Raw genomic sequence first — 13,453 nt, 5'->3', positions numbered from 1 at the left:
CAATGCGTTATAAGGGGATTTCCACAGCGTCGGCGGAACATGGCGGAAGCATGGCGACGGGGCCTCCCGCGACGGTCGGAACCCCCTCGCCCGCCGGCCTTGCGAGAGGCCTGCGGCGATGCCGGCGAGCGGCCGCCGCGCGTGCTACGTTTGGTCGTCGAAGGTAGGCGGCGGCAGGGGGGAAGTGGGCGTGCTGGACTATGTCTTCTCCGCCGTGGTCACCATGGGCGTGGTGATCGACCCGATCGGCCTCGCACCGCTCTTCCTCGCCGTCACCTCCGACCTCACCGCGGCCGAGCGTCGGCTGGTGGCGTGGCGCTCCTCCGCCATCGCCCTGGCCATACTGGTCGTGTTCGGCGTGATCGGCGCGCCGCTGCTGCACGCGCTCGGCATCACCCTGCCCGCCTTCCGCATCGCCGGCGGGCTGCTCTTGTTCACCATCTCCTTCGAGATGGTGTTCGGCCGCCGCACCGAGCGCAAGTTCGACGCTTCCGAAGTGGCGCAGCGCGAGCATCTGCTGCGCACGCTGGCGGTGTTCCCGCTCGCCATCCCGCTCATGGCCGGACCAGGCGCCATCACCGCCATGCTGCTGCTCGCCGGCGAAGCAAAGGGCGATCCGGCGCGGCTTGCGGCGCTGTTCGCCATCACCGTGCTGGTGGTCGCCAGCTGCCTCTTGGTCTTCCTCGCCGCCCGGCGCATGGACAAGCTGCTAGGCGTGACCGGCAACGCTATCCTGTCGCGCCTGCTGGGCGTGGTGCTGGCGGCACTCGCCGTTCAGTTCGTCATCGACGGCGTGCGCGCCTCGTTCCTCGCCTGACCGGCGGGACGGCTACGACCAGCCCGGACGATTGCCGGCCCCAGTCTCTGGCTAGCCATCTCTCGCTCGTTGTCCCTGGCCCGGCCGCGCTCAGAACGGGATCTCGTCGTCGAGGTCCCCGCCCCCGCCGAACTTGCCGCCGCCGCCACCGCCGACCGCGGCCGGCTTGCGGTCGCCGCCGCCGAAGGAGCGGCCGCCGCCCGAACCACCGCCCGAGCCACCACCAAAACCGCCGCCCGAGCCGAAATCGCTGCTGCCGGAGCTATATTCCTCGCCGCTCTCGGAGGAACCACCGCCGCGGCTGTCGAGGATGGTCAGCTCGCCGCGGAACGGGCGCAGCACGACCTCGGTGAAATAGCGCTCGCCGCCGGACTGGTCGGTCGCCTTGCGGGTCTCCAGCTGGCCCTCGATATAGACCTTGGTGCCCTTGCGCAGATACTGCTCGGCCACGCGCAGCAGGTTCTCGTTGAAGATCACCACACTGTGCCACTCGGTGCGCTCCTTGCGCTCGCCGGTGGCCTTGTCGCGCCAGGTCTCGGAGGTGGCGATGCGCAGATTGCACACGCGTCCGCCGTTCTGGAACGTGCGCACCTCCGGATCGCGGCCGAGATTGCCGATCAGGATCACCTTGTTGACGCTGCCCGCCATCTTGTCCTCCGAAAAAGCCGGACGCCCGCCGCGGCGGCGCGCTCGCCAAAGAAACGCATCCTAGACCAGCCAGCGGGGAGACGCGCCCCTCGCCGGCACCCTGTCCACATCTTGCGGGTGCAGCCGGGCACGCCGATCGCTTCCGCGCTGCCCAACATTAACCATAAATATGTTCTTGTTATGTTCCTAGCATTGCGGCTAGTCTTGCGCAAGAGCAGCGTTGTGAGCGAGTCGCTCATTGCACCGCGGCGGAGCGCGACTATGTTAACCATGCGATTATCAGGGAGCTTCGTCCCATCATGACCCAACTGCGCCACCGCCCGCGCGCCCGCGCCATCGCCCTGCGTGCCGAGGATGCCCGCCAGGCATTCCTTCGCCGTACGTTTCTCGCCATCACCGGCGGGATCATCGCGGCGGCCGGCCTTGCGGTAGCGCTTCACGGCGTCGGGATGTAATCCCCTCGCCGGGCGGACGTTGCCTGGGATTGTGCCGCCCCGGAATTGAAGCAACTGGCGTAGCCGCCCGCAGACGAAAGACCGGCGAGAAGACACGGAATGAAGGACCGCGTGGACCTGCCGCGCCGCGATGCCCGTTCGATCACGATACGGGGCGCGCGCGAGCACAATCTGAAGAATGTCGACCTCGAGATCCCGCGCGACAGCCTCGTCGTGTTCACCGGGCTTTCCGGCTCGGGAAAGTCGTCGCTCGCCTTCGACACCATCTATGCCGAGGGCCAGCGGCGCTATGTCGAGAGCCTCTCGGCCTATGCCCGCCAGTTCCTGGAGATGATGCAGAAGCCGGACGTCGACCAGATCGACGGCCTGTCGCCGGCCATCTCCATCGAGCAGAAGACCACCTCGAAGAACCCGCGCTCCACGGTCGGCACCGTCACCGAGATCTACGACTATATGCGCCTCTTATGGGCGCGCGTCGGCATTCCCTACTCGCCGGCCACCGGCCTGCCGATCGAGAGCCAGACGGTCAGCCAGATGGTCGACCGCGTGCTGGCGCTGCCGGAGAAGACCCGGCTTTATCTGCTCGCCCCCGTGGTGCGCGGGCGCAAGGGCGAATACCGCAAGGAGCTGGCCGACTTCCAGAAGAAGGGCTTCCAGCGCGTCAAGGTGAATGGCGAGTTCTACGAGATCGCCGACGCCCCCGCGCTCGACAAGAAGTTCAAGCACGACATCGACGTGGTGGTGGACCGCCTCGTCGTGCGGCCGGACATCGCCAGCCGGCTGGCCGACAGTTTCGAGACCGCGCTCGGCCTCGCCGACGGTATCGCGGTGATCGAGTTCGCCGACGAGAAGGAAGAGAATGGCGAGCCGCGCCGCATCGTCTTCTCGGAAAAATTCGCCTGCCCGGTCTCCGGCTTCACCATTCCCGAAATCGAGCCGCGGCTGTTCTCCTTCAACAACCCGTTCGGCGCCTGCCCGGTCTGCGACGGGCTCGGCCATGAGAGCAAGATCGACCCGGACCTCGTGGTGCCGGAGAAGTCGCGCACGTTGAAGCAGGGCGCCATCGCCCCCTGGGCGAAATCCACCTCGCCCTATTACGGCCAGACGCTCGACGCCCTCGCCCGCCATTACGGCTTCAAGCTCACCGTGCCGTGGGCCGACCTGCCGGAAAAGGTGCAGGACGTGATCCTCAACGGCTCTGGGGCTGAGACCATCCGCTTCGTCTATGACGACGGCATGCGCGCCTACGAAACCTCGAAGACCTTCGAGGGCATCGTCACCAATCTGGAGCGGCGCTGGCGCGAGACCGAGAGCGACTGGGCGCGCGAGGAGATCGGCAAGTATTTCTCCGCCGTGCCCTGCGCCGCCTGCCACGGCTATCGGCTCAAGCCCGAGGCGCTGGCGGTAAAGATCGCCGGCCGCCACATCGGCGAGGCGGCGCAGCTTTCCGTGCGCGGGGCGCTGGACTGGTTCGCCGACCTGCCCGGCCAGCTCACCGACAAGCAGAACGAGATCGCGGTGCGGATCCTCAAGGAGATCCGCGAGCGCCTCGCCTTCCTGCTCGACGTCGGCCTCGACTATCTCACCCTGGCGCGCGCCTCCGGCACGCTGTCGGGCGGCGAGAGCCAGCGCATCCGCCTCGCCTCGCAGATCGGCTCGGGGCTGACCGGCGTGCTCTACGTGCTGGACGAGCCCTCCATCGGCCTGCACCAGCGCGACAATGAGCGCCTGCTCGGCACGCTCAGGCGGCTGCGCGACCTCGGCAACACCGTCATCGTCGTCGAGCATGACGAGGACGCCATCCTCTCCGCCGATTACGTGGTCGATGTGGGCCCCGGTGCCGGCGTGCATGGCGGACGCATCGTCGCCCAGGGCACGCCGCCGGAGATCCTGGCCAACCCGAACTCGATCACCGGCAAGTACCTAACCGGCGAGATGACCGTGCCGGTGCCCAAGCGCCGCAAGCCGGACCGCAAGCGGCTGCTGCGCGTGGTCAATGCGCGCGCCAACAATCTGAAGAACGTGACGGCGGAGATCCCGCTCGGCCTGTTCACCGCGGTCACCGGCGTGTCGGGCGGCGGCAAGTCGACCCTGCTTGTCGACACGCTCTACAAGGCTGTGGCGCGCCGGCTCAACGGCGCTTCCGAGCCGCCGCTGGCGCATGACGGGCTCGAGGGGCTGGAGCACCTCGACAAGGTGATCGACATCGACCAGTCGCCGATCGGCCGCACGCCGCGCTCCAACCCGGCGACCTATACCGGCGCCTTCACGCCGATCCGCGAATGGTTCTCCGGCCTGCCGGAAGCGAAGGCGCGCGGCTACGGGCCGGGGCGCTTCTCCTTCAACGTCAAGGGCGGGCGCTGCGAGGCGTGCCAGGGCGACGGTGTCATCAAGATCGAGATGCACTTCCTGCCCGACGTCTACGTCACCTGCGACGTCTGCAAGGGCAAGCGCTACAATCGCGAGACGCTGGAGGTCACCTTCAAGAACAAGTCCATCGCCGACGTGCTCGACATGACCGTCGACGAGGGGGCTGAGTTCTTCAAGGCGGTGCCGGCGGTGCGCGAGAAGCTGGAGACGCTCTCGCGCGTCGGGCTCGGCTACATCCATGTCGGCCAGCAGGCGAACACTCTGTCGGGCGGCGAGGCGCAGCGTGTGAAGCTCTCCAAGGAGCTGTCGCGCCGCGCCACCGGGCGCACGCTCTACATCCTCGACGAGCCGACCACCGGCCTGCACTTCCACGACGTCGCCAAGCTGCTCGAAGTGCTGCACGAGCTGGTCGAGCAGGGCAACACGGTGGTGGTGATCGAGCACAATCTCGAGGTCATCAAGACCGCCGACTGGGTGATCGACCTCGGTCCCGAGGGTGGCGACGGCGGCGGCGAGATCGTCGCAGCCGGCCCGCCTGAGGCGATCGCCAAGGAGACACGCAGCCACACCGGCCGCTTCCTCGCCGAAGTCCTGGCCCGCCGCCCCCTGAAGCCGCGCAGCGCGGCGGAGTAGGCGAACAGCCCCACTCTGCCCAACGGGCATCCCAACGGGAATAGTGAGGCGTCATCCCGGACGGCCGAAGGCCGATCCGGGATCGCGTGCGGAATGGAGAGCGATCCCGGCTCTGCGGCTTCGCCTTCGGCCGGGATGACGATGCGAGACAGGCAACGCAACCTCATCCTGAGGTGCGAGCGCAGCGAGCTTCGAAGGATGGTCGTTACAGCGCGCCCGGACGAGCATCCTTCGAGGCCCGGCTAACGCCGGGCACCTCAGGATGAGGTCGATCTGGAGGGAACCGGGTTTCGCGAGGCCCTCACGCTCCCTGCCGCAGCCGCACCAGATGCACCGTCGCGGCAATCAGCACGAGGGTCGCGCCGAACTGGTGCGCGAGCGCGATGTCGATCGGCACCTGATGGATCAGCGTCATGATGCCGAGGAAGGCCTGCGCCACCACAAGCGCGAGGATCAGCAGCGCCCGCCGTCTCGGCGCCCCGCCGACGCGCCGCGCGCTCAGATAGTGCCCGAGCGCCAGCGCCAGCAGCACATAGGCGACGAGACGGTGATTGAACTGCACGGTGAGAACGTTCTCGAAGAAATTCCGCCAAACCGGCTGCTGGACAAGCAGATTCTCCACCGGCGGCACCAGATGTCCGTCCATCAGCGGCCAGGTCGTGTAGGTCAGTCCGGCGTCGAGCCCGGCGACCAGCCCGCCGAGGAAGATCTGGATCAGCACGACGGCGAACAGCAGCCGCGCATAGCCGCGCAGCCAGTCGGGCGCCGGCCGCGCTGCCCGCACGGGCTTCAGCGAGACCGCGACCGCCATCGTCGCCGCGAGGATGATGCAGGCGAGCGTGAGGTGGGTGGCGAGCCGGTACTGGCTCACATCCACCCGGTTGACGAGGCCGGAGGCCACCATCCACCAGCCGACAGCCCCCTGCATGCCGCCGAGCACGAACAGGCCGCCGAGCTTCCAGCCGAGCGCGCGGTCGACCAGCCCGCGCCAGAGGAAGAACAGGAAGGGCAGCAGGAAGACGAAGCCGATCAGCCGGCCGAGCAGCCGGTGGCCCCACTCCCACCAGAAGATGTACTTGAACTCGGCGAGGCTCATGCCCCGGTTGATCTGCTGGTATTGCGGGATCTGCCGGTACTTGTCGAACTCGGCCTGCCAGGCCTGCTCGCTCAGCGGCGGCAACGTGCCGGTCACTGGTTTCCATTCGGTGATGGAAAGACCGGATTCGGTCAGCCGCGTCGCGCCGCCGACCACCACCATCAGCACGATCAGCGCCGCGACAGCATAGAGCCAGATCCGCACCGGCTTCAGCCGGTCGGTGGTCGCCTGCGCGACACCCGCGCCGGCCGCGGGCACGGCAAGATGATCGAGGGCCATTCACGCGCTCCCTGCAATGACGAATGCCAGCCCCTCAGCGTCCGTCCCGCGCCGGCGGCTTCCGCCCCGGCGCCGCGAGCGATATAGAGGCGGGCGCCGGCGCGCAACGGGACTCTTTGTCCCGCGCCGCGCCCATGTCCAGCGGAGCTGGTCCCAGTGGAGCTTGCCCATGACCGACCCACGCCCCGGCCTGTCCCCGCGCGTGCGCAAATTCATCGGCACGGTGCTGATGGTGGTGCTGGTGGTGGTATGGGCGCTCGGCGCCATGGCGCTGGCGCAGGGGCGCGTCACCACCCTGCCCGGCATCTGGCAGTTCTTCGCCTATGTGGTGCTGGGCATCGGCTGGGTCTTCCCGGCCGGCATCATCATCCGCTGGATGCAGAAGCACGACCGGCGGACCGACACGCTCTGAACTTCAGGCGGCGTGCGGCAGGGCGCCGGCCACTTCCGGCGCGAAGGTCACCATGGCGATGTCGCCGAAGCCCTGCGCCGCCAGCGCATCGAAGGCCTGCACGGCGTCGGTGGCGAGCCCGCCCGGCTGGGTGACGAGAATGGTCGTCGGGCCGAGCGCGGCGATGCGGCCGGCGCCTTCCGTGGCCCCCAGCGGCGGTGCGGCGACCACGACATGGTCGTAGGTCTGCTTCAGCGCGGTGAGGATCAGCGGCAGCCGGTCGGCGGCGACGAGCCCGTCCGCCTCGCGCGCGCCACGCCCCGGCGGGATGACATGGCAGCGCGACGAAATCTCGCGATGGATGGCGTCGGAGAAGCTGGCGACGCCGAACAGCAAGTCGGTCAGGCCCGGCGCGCGCGGGTCGGCGGTCAGTCCGTCCAGCGCCGGTGCGGCGACGTCGAGGCAGACGATCACCGCCCGGCGTTCGGCATGGGCCGCCAGCGAGCGCCCGAGCGCGACGGCGCAACGGCCGATGCCCTCATCGGCCGAGGGGCCGGTGACCACGACCAGCCGGGCATCGGTGCCGCGCAATTCGATCAGCCGCGACAGATCGGCGAGGTCACGCTCGCGCGAGGCGCGGCGGAACAGCGCCACGCCCTGTTCGTCGACATGCTCCTCGCTGGTGGCGCCGATCCACGGGAGGTGCTGCGCACCTGCGCGCGCCATCTCCGGCAGCGGCACGGCGCCGCTCTCGCTGCCGGCCGCGCGGGCGCGGCGGCGCGCCAGCGTCTGGAAGCCGAGCGCCAGCAGGAAGGTGCCGATGCCCGCGGCGAGCGAGGAGATGATCGGAGTCGGCCAGCGCGGCGCGGCCGCCGGCGCGGCGGAAGCGACGATGCGCGCGGTCGGCTCAGCGGCCGGCGGCGCCTTCGGTTCCATGCTGAAGGGGCGGCTCTGGCGCAGCTCGAGATAGTTCTGCGCGAAGGCGTTGGCGACGTCGGCCGAGAGCTTCGGGTCCGGCGAGGCGAAGTCGATGGCGATCTGCCCGCCGCCCGCCTCGCGCACCGACAGGCCGCGCTCGACACTGCGCAGGGCGAGCGTGTCGCGCGACCCGAGCGAGAGTTCGGCCGCCGCGCCGGCGAATCCGGCGACGCGCAGGGCCGCGCCCGACACGGCATTGGCGAATCCGCCGAGCGGCGCGGAAAGCCGGGCGGCAAGGTTGCGCGTCTCGACGACCTGGCGTGCGAAGTCGCGCGAGGTGAGCACCTGCACGCTGTCGCGGCCGGCGAAGGAGCGGCTGTCGGCCCATAGCCGCGCCTGCGCCTGGTAGCGCGGCTCGGCGATCTGGCTCATCACGCCGCCAGCGACGAGGCCGGCCAGGGCGGGCACCAGCAGATGCCGGCGCAGCGCGTGAGCGAGCGGACGCGAGGCCTCGGCCACCGCCTCCGCGCCGTGCTCTTGCGTGCTCTGCTCGTCAGTGCCGCTCGGGTCCATCATGGTGCCCATTAGGCACCTTCATGGTTTCCACGGTGTTAAGACGGAAGTGCAAGGGCCGGCGGCGGAATGGTCGGAGCGGCGGGATTCGAACCCACGACCCCTAGTCCCCCAGACTAGTGCGCTAACCGGACTGCGCTACGCTCCGACGCCGCGAGGCTCGCCTGTCTAGCCATTTGCCGGTCGCGATGCAAGGCCACGCGCGGCGTCTGTCCCGCCCTCCCCGGCTTCCGGTGTCTCGGGCTCGGGACCGACCTCCTTCTCCACCGAGGCGCTGAGGCGCTGGAACAGGCCGAGCGACACCAGCGTGAGGCAGCCGGCGACCACCAGCAGCGCGGCATAGACGACGTCCGATACCTGATCGCGCGCGGTCTCGAACACCAGCACCAGCGCCTCCAGGAAGATCGCGATGATGATGGTGGAGATGAATTTGGTGAGCCCGCGCCGCGCATCGGCGGCGGTGCGTTTCTCGCGCCCGGCGGGTACTTCCTCCTCGAAGAAGTACTTCGCCACGTCGAACAGGGCGATGGCGACGATGAGATAGCCGACCACGCCGAGCAGCGATTCGAGCAGCGCTTCCCCCGCCAGACTGTCGCGGATCACCACATAGGGCGCATAGACCAGCAGCACGGCGGCGACCGCCATCAGGGCGCAGGCAGCGACGGCGAAGACGATGCGGATGAAGAGGCTCATGGGGCATTCCACAGCGGGGCGTCGCGATAGGTAGCGCGGGCGGACGTTGCGGCAAGGCTGGGCTGATTGCAGTCCCTCCCCCCGGATGAACCTCATCCTGAGGTGCCCGGCCCGCAGTTCGCAACCGGGACGCTTGGAGCCTCGTCATGGCCGGGCTTGGCCCGGCCATCCACGCCTTCGACACGGCTCGGCCGATCCGGCAAGTCGTGGATCCCCGGGCCAAGTCCGGGGATGACGTTCTGATGGCTGCATCGGCCGATCCCCGACAACCATCCTTCAAGGTTCGCTCCGCTCACACCTCAGGATGAGGGCGACAAAGGGTGCCGAACACCCGCGTTTGCGTCCTATGATGGCTCATGTCCCCGGACCGATGCGGAACGCCGCCATGAACCACCACGCCCATAACCACCCGCCGCCGCCCGATCTCGACGATGCCGCCCCGCTCGACATCGCGCCGGCCGACGAGATGCTGGCGCGGCTGGAGACGCGGCGCTCGGCGCCGCTGCGCGGGCTGGTCGAGCCGGGCCCGACACCGCAGGAATTGGAGCGGATGCTGCGCCTCGCCGCCCGCGTGCCGGACCATGGAAGGCTGGTGCCGTGGCGCTTCGTCGTGATCCAGGGTGAGGCGCGCCGCACGCTGGGCGAGAAGCTCGACGCGCTCTATGCGCGGCAGAATCCCGGCCTGCCGGCCGCCAAGGCCGATATGTGGACGCTCTACATGCTGCGCGCGCCGGTAACGGTCGTGCTGGTCAGCCGGCCCGATCCCGCGGCCAAGGTGCCGGAGTGGAATCAGGTGCTCTCGGCCGGCGCAGCCGGCATGGGGCTCACCGTGGCGGCCTCGGCGCTCGGCTTCGCCACGCAATGGCTGCTGAAATGGCCGGGCCGCGACGCCGAGGCGACCGCCCTCCTTGGCCTGAGCAGGAGTGAGAAGGTCGCCGGCTTCATCCATATCGGCCGGCCGGTGCGCCACGCCGAGGACAGGCCAAGGCCCGCCCTCGACGAGGTGGTGACCTATTGGTCGCCGGATCAGTCGATGTCGAAGGACACGCCCTGAGCCAGCGGCAGCTGGCGCGAATAGTTGATGGTGTTGGTGGCGCGCCGCATATAGGCCTTCCAGGCGTCCGAGCCGGACTCGCGCCCGCCGCCGGTCTCCTTCTCGCCGCCGAACGCGCCGCCGATCTCCGCACCGGACGGGCCGATATTCACATTGGCGATGCCGCAATCCGAGCCTTCCGCCGACATGAAGGTCTCCGCCTCGCGCATGTCGTTGGTGAAGATCGAGGACGAGAGGCCCTGCGGCACGGCGTTGTGCAGCTTGATCGCCTCCGGCAGGCCGGAACAGCGCAGGACGTAGAGGATCGGCGCGAAGGTCTCGTGCTTCACGAGGTCGATCTGCTCGTCGAGCTCGACCAGCGCCGGGCGGACATAATAGGCGTCCGGCCATTCCTTGGCGTGGACGCGCTCGCCGCCATGCACGCGGGCGCCGGCCCTCTTCGCGGTCTCCAGCGCCTTCTGCATGGCATCAAACGCCGCCTGATCGATCAGCGGGCCGATCAGCGTGCCGGCCTCGCGCGGGTCGCCGATGCCGACCGAGCCATAGGCCTTGGCGAGGCGCGGCAGCAGTGTGTCGTAGACGCCCTCGTTGACGATGAGGCGGCGCAGCGTGGTGCAGCGCTGGCCGGCCGTGCCCATGGCGGCGAAGGCGATGCCCCGCAGCGCGAGGTCGAGATCGGCCGAGGGGCAGACGATGGCGGCGTTGTTGCCGCCGAGCTCGAGGATGGAGCGGCCGAAGCGGCGTGCCACCCGCTCGCTCACGATGCGGCCCATGCGGGTCGAGCCGGTCGCCGAGACGACCGGCACGCGGGAATCGTCGGTCAGCGCCGCGCCGACTTCGGCGCCGCCGATCAGCACCTGCGACAGGCCTTCCGGGGCGCCGCCGAAGGCGACCGCCGCGCGCTCGAACAGCGCCTGCACGGCAAGCGCGGTGAGCGGGGTCTTCTCGGAGGGCTTCCACAGCAGGCTGTTGCCGCAGACCAGCGCCAGCGCCGCGTTCCACGACCACACGGCGACGGGGAAGTTGAAGGCGCTGATGATGCCGACCGGCCCCACCGGGTGCCAGGTCTCCATCATCCGGTGGCCGGGACGCTCGGAGGCGATGGTGAGGCCGTAGAGCTGGCGCGACAGGCCGACGGCGAAGTCGCAGATGTCGATCATCTCCTGCACCTCGCCGAGGCCCTCGGAGACGATCTTGCCGGCTTCCAGCGTGACCAGCCGGCCGAGCTCGGTCTTGTGGGCGCGCAACTCCTCACCGAGCAGGCGCACCAGTTCGCCGCGCCGCGGCGCCGGCACATTGCGCCAGGCCTCGAAGGCGGCGACGGAACGCTCGACCGCGTGGGCGACATCGTCGGCGCCGGCCTCGGCGATGCGCGCGACCTCCTCGCCGGTGATCGGCGAGCGCACCGGGCGGGTGCCGCTGCGCCAGCTCGAATCCGGCACGCCGAGGGCGCGCAGGAGCTGCGTGACCTCTTCCGCGACCGGCCTCAGCGCCCCGCGCGTCTCTTTCGTCGCCATCCTCACGCTCCTCGCATCCGACCTCGTCCGCCGCGCTCATAGCACCGGCGACGGGGCGAAATCCATCTCGGCTTTTGACGTAGGCCATACGGCCGAAGCGCTCGACAGCAATCCGAATTACCTCTCGCAGAGATGTCCAATGCGTGGAAAATCAAACCTTTAAGGCGCTGGCTAGAGGTCGGACGCGCAAGATGAAATCGTGCGGATCAACTTGGACGGCAAGGCAAGATTAGGTCATCTATGCTGGCGATATTTCTTATCCTGCATGCCACGAGACCGTCCGCCGGTTCAACTTATAGCCACATTGTCGTGATGACCTCGCCCCAATTCCTTTCCATCACGAACGCGCGATGCAACAGGAGAAGGACGAAGGTATTGACGGCTTGGGGAGTGGGAAAGGTCACCGGCGCGGCACTCGCGGCGGGGATTATCTTTATCACCGGCGGCAATGCTGCTTTCGCTGACACAAAGAAAAGCAATTACGCGACGACCGGCATGGCGTCGTATTACGGCTATAGCGGCCGCACCGCCAATGGCGAGCGGCACACCGGGCAGGCGATGACCGCCGCGCATCGCAATCTGCCCTTCAACACGCGGGTTCGCGTCACCAACAAGGCCAATGGCCGCTCGGTGGTGGTGCGGATCAACGATCGCGGGCCTTTCATCAGGGGCAGGATCATCGACGTGTCGACCGCCGCAGCGGACCAGCTCGGTTTCCGCAAGCGCGGCGTCGCCAGGGTCGAGATCGCGGTGGTCGACTGAGGCGCCTCACGCGCCGACACGCCATCCGCCGAAATGCGTGGACCGGGAAGCGCGCTCAGTCTTCCCGGTCGCGCGCCGCATCGAGGATGCGCTGGCAGTCCTGCAGCTCCTGCAGCGCCGCCTGCAGCCGATGGCGGTCGTCACCGCTGAGCGCCGGGCTTTCCGGCAGACCATCATCCACCGGACGGAACGGCATCGCCGGGCGCGCGCGCTCGGGGACGTAATCGGCCGCATCCGTACGGTCGTCTTCCACCGGCTCCGGCGCCACGGCGCGGAACGGAAAGCCCTGCCTCCCTTCGCGCGGCTCGTGTTGCGGAGGCTCCGGCCGCGGCTCCTGCCGCACCGGGTTTTCCTGCGGCTCCACGTCAGGCAGCGGCAGCTCGAGATAGTCCGCCTCGTCGTCCGGCCGCCGACGCGCGCGCCGGGCTTGCGGCTCCTCAGCCTCGCGCGGACGGTTCGGCAGCAGATTCAGTATGCCGCTAAACGCTCCCCGCTGACCGGCATCTGCCGGCTCATGGCGCAGGGCCTCCCCGGCCTCGATCTGCTCGGCCTCGCGGGCGTCCGCCTCGGCGTCGCGCCAGATCGCCTGGACGTAGCGCGGGCCCTCCTCCTTGAGGATGCGCTGCACGCCGCGGATGGTGTAGCCCTCCCCGTAGAGCAGATGGCGGATGCCGCGCAGCAGCTCGACGTCGTCGGGGCGATAATAGCGCCTGCCGCCGCCGCGCTTCAGCGGACGGATCTGCGGGAACCGCGTCTCCCAGAACCGCAGCACATGCTGCGGCAGGTCGAGATCATCGGCGACCTCGCTGATCGTGCGGAAGGCGTCGGGGCCTTTCTCCACGCTCGGCTGCTCCAGATTCCGCTACGCTCGGTGTTCGCTCAGGCTTCGGGCGTTTCGCCGTTGATTTGCTGCTTGAGGATGTTCGACGGCTTGAACACCATGACCCGGCGCGGCGCGATCGGCACCTCTTCGCCGGTCTTCGGATTGCGGCCGATGCGCTCGCCCTTCTGGCGCACCACGAAGGAGCCGAAGGAGGACAGCTTTACCGTCTCGCCCCGGGCGACGCAGTCAGCGATCTCCGACAGCACCGTTTCGACGAGAGCCGCCGATTCGGTGCGCGACAGACCGACGCGCTGATAAACCGCTTCGCACAGATCGGCGCGCGTTATGGTGCGACCCGACATTGCCGTCTCCCCGTTCCGTCCGCCTATTTCCCCACGTCAAACTAGGCGCCGTCGCTGCCGCC

13 protein-coding genes and 1 tRNA gene are annotated in these 13,453 nt (G+C 68.8%); 6 read left to right on the top strand and 8 right to left on the bottom strand.

Annotated elements, in window-relative coordinates; genetic code table 11:
* The first annotated feature begins 190 nt into the window (after positions 1-190).
* Positions 191-817: a MarC family protein gene (locus SNOV_RS08390; RefSeq protein ID WP_041782109.1), complete on the top strand. Its 627-nt coding sequence runs from the start codon at positions 191-193 to the stop codon at positions 815-817.
* A 90-nt stretch (positions 818-907) separates the two neighbouring features.
* Here the strand turns inward: SNOV_RS08390 and ssb are convergent, their stop codons facing one another.
* On the bottom strand, positions 908-1,465 hold the full coding sequence (gene ssb, locus SNOV_RS08385; protein WP_013166486.1) for a single-stranded DNA-binding protein: 558 nt from the start codon (positions 1,463-1,465) through the stop codon (positions 908-910).
* 299 nt (positions 1,466-1,764) lie between these two features.
* On the opposite strand from ssb, the gene SNOV_RS23780 reads away from it, so the two are divergent.
* Positions 1,765-1,920, top strand: a complete 156-nt coding sequence (locus SNOV_RS23780) for a hypothetical protein (protein WP_013166485.1) — start codon at positions 1,765-1,767, stop codon at positions 1,918-1,920.
* A gap of 99 nt (positions 1,921-2,019) precedes the next feature.
* The gene (gene uvrA / locus SNOV_RS08380) at positions 2,020-4,923 is read left to right on the top strand and encodes an excinuclease ABC subunit UvrA (RefSeq protein ID WP_013166484.1); all 2,904 of its coding nucleotides are present in this window, start codon (positions 2,020-2,022) and stop codon (positions 4,921-4,923) included.
* Between the two features lie 301 nt (positions 4,924-5,224).
* Here uvrA and SNOV_RS08375 read toward each other — a convergent pair whose 3' ends face one another.
* Positions 5,225-6,298: a COX15/CtaA family protein gene (locus SNOV_RS08375; RefSeq protein WP_013166483.1), complete on the bottom strand. Its 1,074-nt coding sequence runs from the start codon at positions 6,296-6,298 to the stop codon at positions 5,225-5,227.
* 169 nt (positions 6,299-6,467) lie between these two features.
* Here SNOV_RS08375 and SNOV_RS08370 point away from each other — a divergent pair, with 169 nt between their 5' ends.
* On the top strand, positions 6,468-6,710 hold the full coding sequence (locus tag SNOV_RS08370; RefSeq protein ID WP_013166482.1) for a DUF2842 domain-containing protein: 243 nt from the start codon (positions 6,468-6,470) through the stop codon (positions 6,708-6,710).
* A gap of 3 nt (positions 6,711-6,713) precedes the next feature.
* Here SNOV_RS08370 and SNOV_RS08365 read toward each other — a convergent pair whose 3' ends face one another.
* The 3 genes from SNOV_RS08365 to SNOV_RS08355 all read right to left on the bottom strand — a co-directional run bounded on the left by SNOV_RS08365 (position 6,714) and on the right by SNOV_RS08355 (position 8,873).
* The gene (locus SNOV_RS08365; protein ID WP_013166481.1) at positions 6,714-8,192 is read right to left on the bottom strand and encodes a tyrosine-protein kinase family protein; all 1,479 of its coding nucleotides are present in this window, start codon (positions 8,190-8,192) and stop codon (positions 6,714-6,716) included.
* A 58-nt stretch (positions 8,193-8,250) separates the two neighbouring features.
* Positions 8,251-8,328: transfer RNA gene (locus SNOV_RS08360), tRNA-Pro, on the bottom strand.
* 20 nt (positions 8,329-8,348) lie between these two features.
* The gene (locus SNOV_RS08355; RefSeq protein ID WP_041782107.1) at positions 8,349-8,873 is read right to left on the bottom strand and encodes a hypothetical protein; all 525 of its coding nucleotides are present in this window, start codon (positions 8,871-8,873) and stop codon (positions 8,349-8,351) included.
* A gap of 385 nt (positions 8,874-9,258) precedes the next feature.
* Between SNOV_RS08355 and SNOV_RS08350 the strand changes: the two genes are divergently transcribed.
* Complete coding sequence (locus SNOV_RS08350; protein ID WP_013166479.1) at positions 9,259-9,927, top strand: nitroreductase family protein; 669 nt, start codon at positions 9,259-9,261, stop codon at positions 9,925-9,927.
* On the opposite strand, the gene amaB is transcribed toward SNOV_RS08350, so the two are convergent.
* Positions 9,900-11,444, bottom strand: a complete 1,545-nt coding sequence (gene amaB, locus SNOV_RS08345; protein ID WP_013166478.1) for an L-piperidine-6-carboxylate dehydrogenase — start codon at positions 11,442-11,444, stop codon at positions 9,900-9,902. The two genes, SNOV_RS08350 and amaB, sit on opposite strands and share 28 nt — an antisense overlap.
* A 390-nt stretch (positions 11,445-11,834) precedes the next feature.
* Between amaB and SNOV_RS08340 the strand changes: the two genes are divergently transcribed.
* The gene (locus tag SNOV_RS08340; protein WP_041782106.1) at positions 11,835-12,206 is read left to right on the top strand and encodes a septal ring lytic transglycosylase RlpA family protein; all 372 of its coding nucleotides are present in this window, start codon (positions 11,835-11,837) and stop codon (positions 12,204-12,206) included.
* Between the two features lie 55 nt (positions 12,207-12,261).
* On the opposite strand, the gene SNOV_RS24385 is transcribed toward SNOV_RS08340, so the two are convergent.
* Positions 12,262-13,047, bottom strand: coding sequence for a MerR family transcriptional regulator (locus SNOV_RS24385; protein WP_013166476.1), 786 nt, complete (start codon positions 13,045-13,047; stop codon positions 12,262-12,264).
* A 38-nt stretch (positions 13,048-13,085) separates the two neighbouring features.
* Positions 13,086-13,391: an integration host factor subunit alpha gene (locus SNOV_RS08330; RefSeq protein WP_013166475.1), complete on the bottom strand. Its 306-nt coding sequence runs from the start codon at positions 13,389-13,391 to the stop codon at positions 13,086-13,088.
* Positions 13,392-13,453: the final 62 nt, after the last annotated feature.

This window comes from Ancylobacter novellus DSM 506, assembly GCF_000092925.1.
In the GTDB taxonomy this organism is placed as follows: domain Bacteria; phylum Pseudomonadota; class Alphaproteobacteria; order Rhizobiales; family Xanthobacteraceae; genus Ancylobacter; species Ancylobacter novellus.
The sequence above is the reverse complement of the archived record's forward strand: the minus strand, read 5'-3'. Positions and strand labels throughout refer to the sequence as shown.

What these genes read in the sequence shown, in the direction of transcription:
- SNOV_RS08375 (WP_013166483.1), bottom strand. Translation starts at nt 6,298, where the DNA reads ATGGCCCTCGATCATCTTGCCGTGCCCGCGGCCGGCGCGGGTGTCGCG.
- SNOV_RS08330 (WP_013166475.1), bottom strand. Translation starts at nt 13,391, where the DNA reads ATGTCGGGTCGCACCATAACGCGCGCCGATCTGTGCGAAGCGGTTTAT.
- SNOV_RS08370 (WP_013166482.1), top strand. Translation starts at nt 6,468, where the DNA reads ATGACCGACCCACGCCCCGGCCTGTCCCCGCGCGTGCGCAAATTCATC.
- SNOV_RS08350 (WP_013166479.1), top strand. Translation starts at nt 9,259, where the DNA reads ATGAACCACCACGCCCATAACCACCCGCCGCCGCCCGATCTCGACGAT.
- amaB (WP_013166478.1), bottom strand. Translation starts at nt 11,444, where the DNA reads ATGGCGACGAAAGAGACGCGCGGGGCGCTGAGGCCGGTCGCGGAAGAG.
- ssb (WP_013166486.1), bottom strand. Translation starts at nt 1,465, where the DNA reads ATGGCGGGCAGCGTCAACAAGGTGATCCTGATCGGCAATCTCGGCCGC.
- SNOV_RS08365 (WP_013166481.1), bottom strand. Translation starts at nt 8,192, where the DNA reads ATGGGCACCATGATGGACCCGAGCGGCACTGACGAGCAGAGCACGCAA.
- uvrA (WP_013166484.1), top strand. Translation starts at nt 2,020, where the DNA reads ATGAAGGACCGCGTGGACCTGCCGCGCCGCGATGCCCGTTCGATCACG.
- SNOV_RS23780 (WP_013166485.1), top strand. Translation starts at nt 1,765, where the DNA reads ATGACCCAACTGCGCCACCGCCCGCGCGCCCGCGCCATCGCCCTGCGT.
- SNOV_RS08355 (WP_041782107.1), bottom strand. Translation starts at nt 8,873, where the DNA reads ATGAGCCTCTTCATCCGCATCGTCTTCGCCGTCGCTGCCTGCGCCCTG.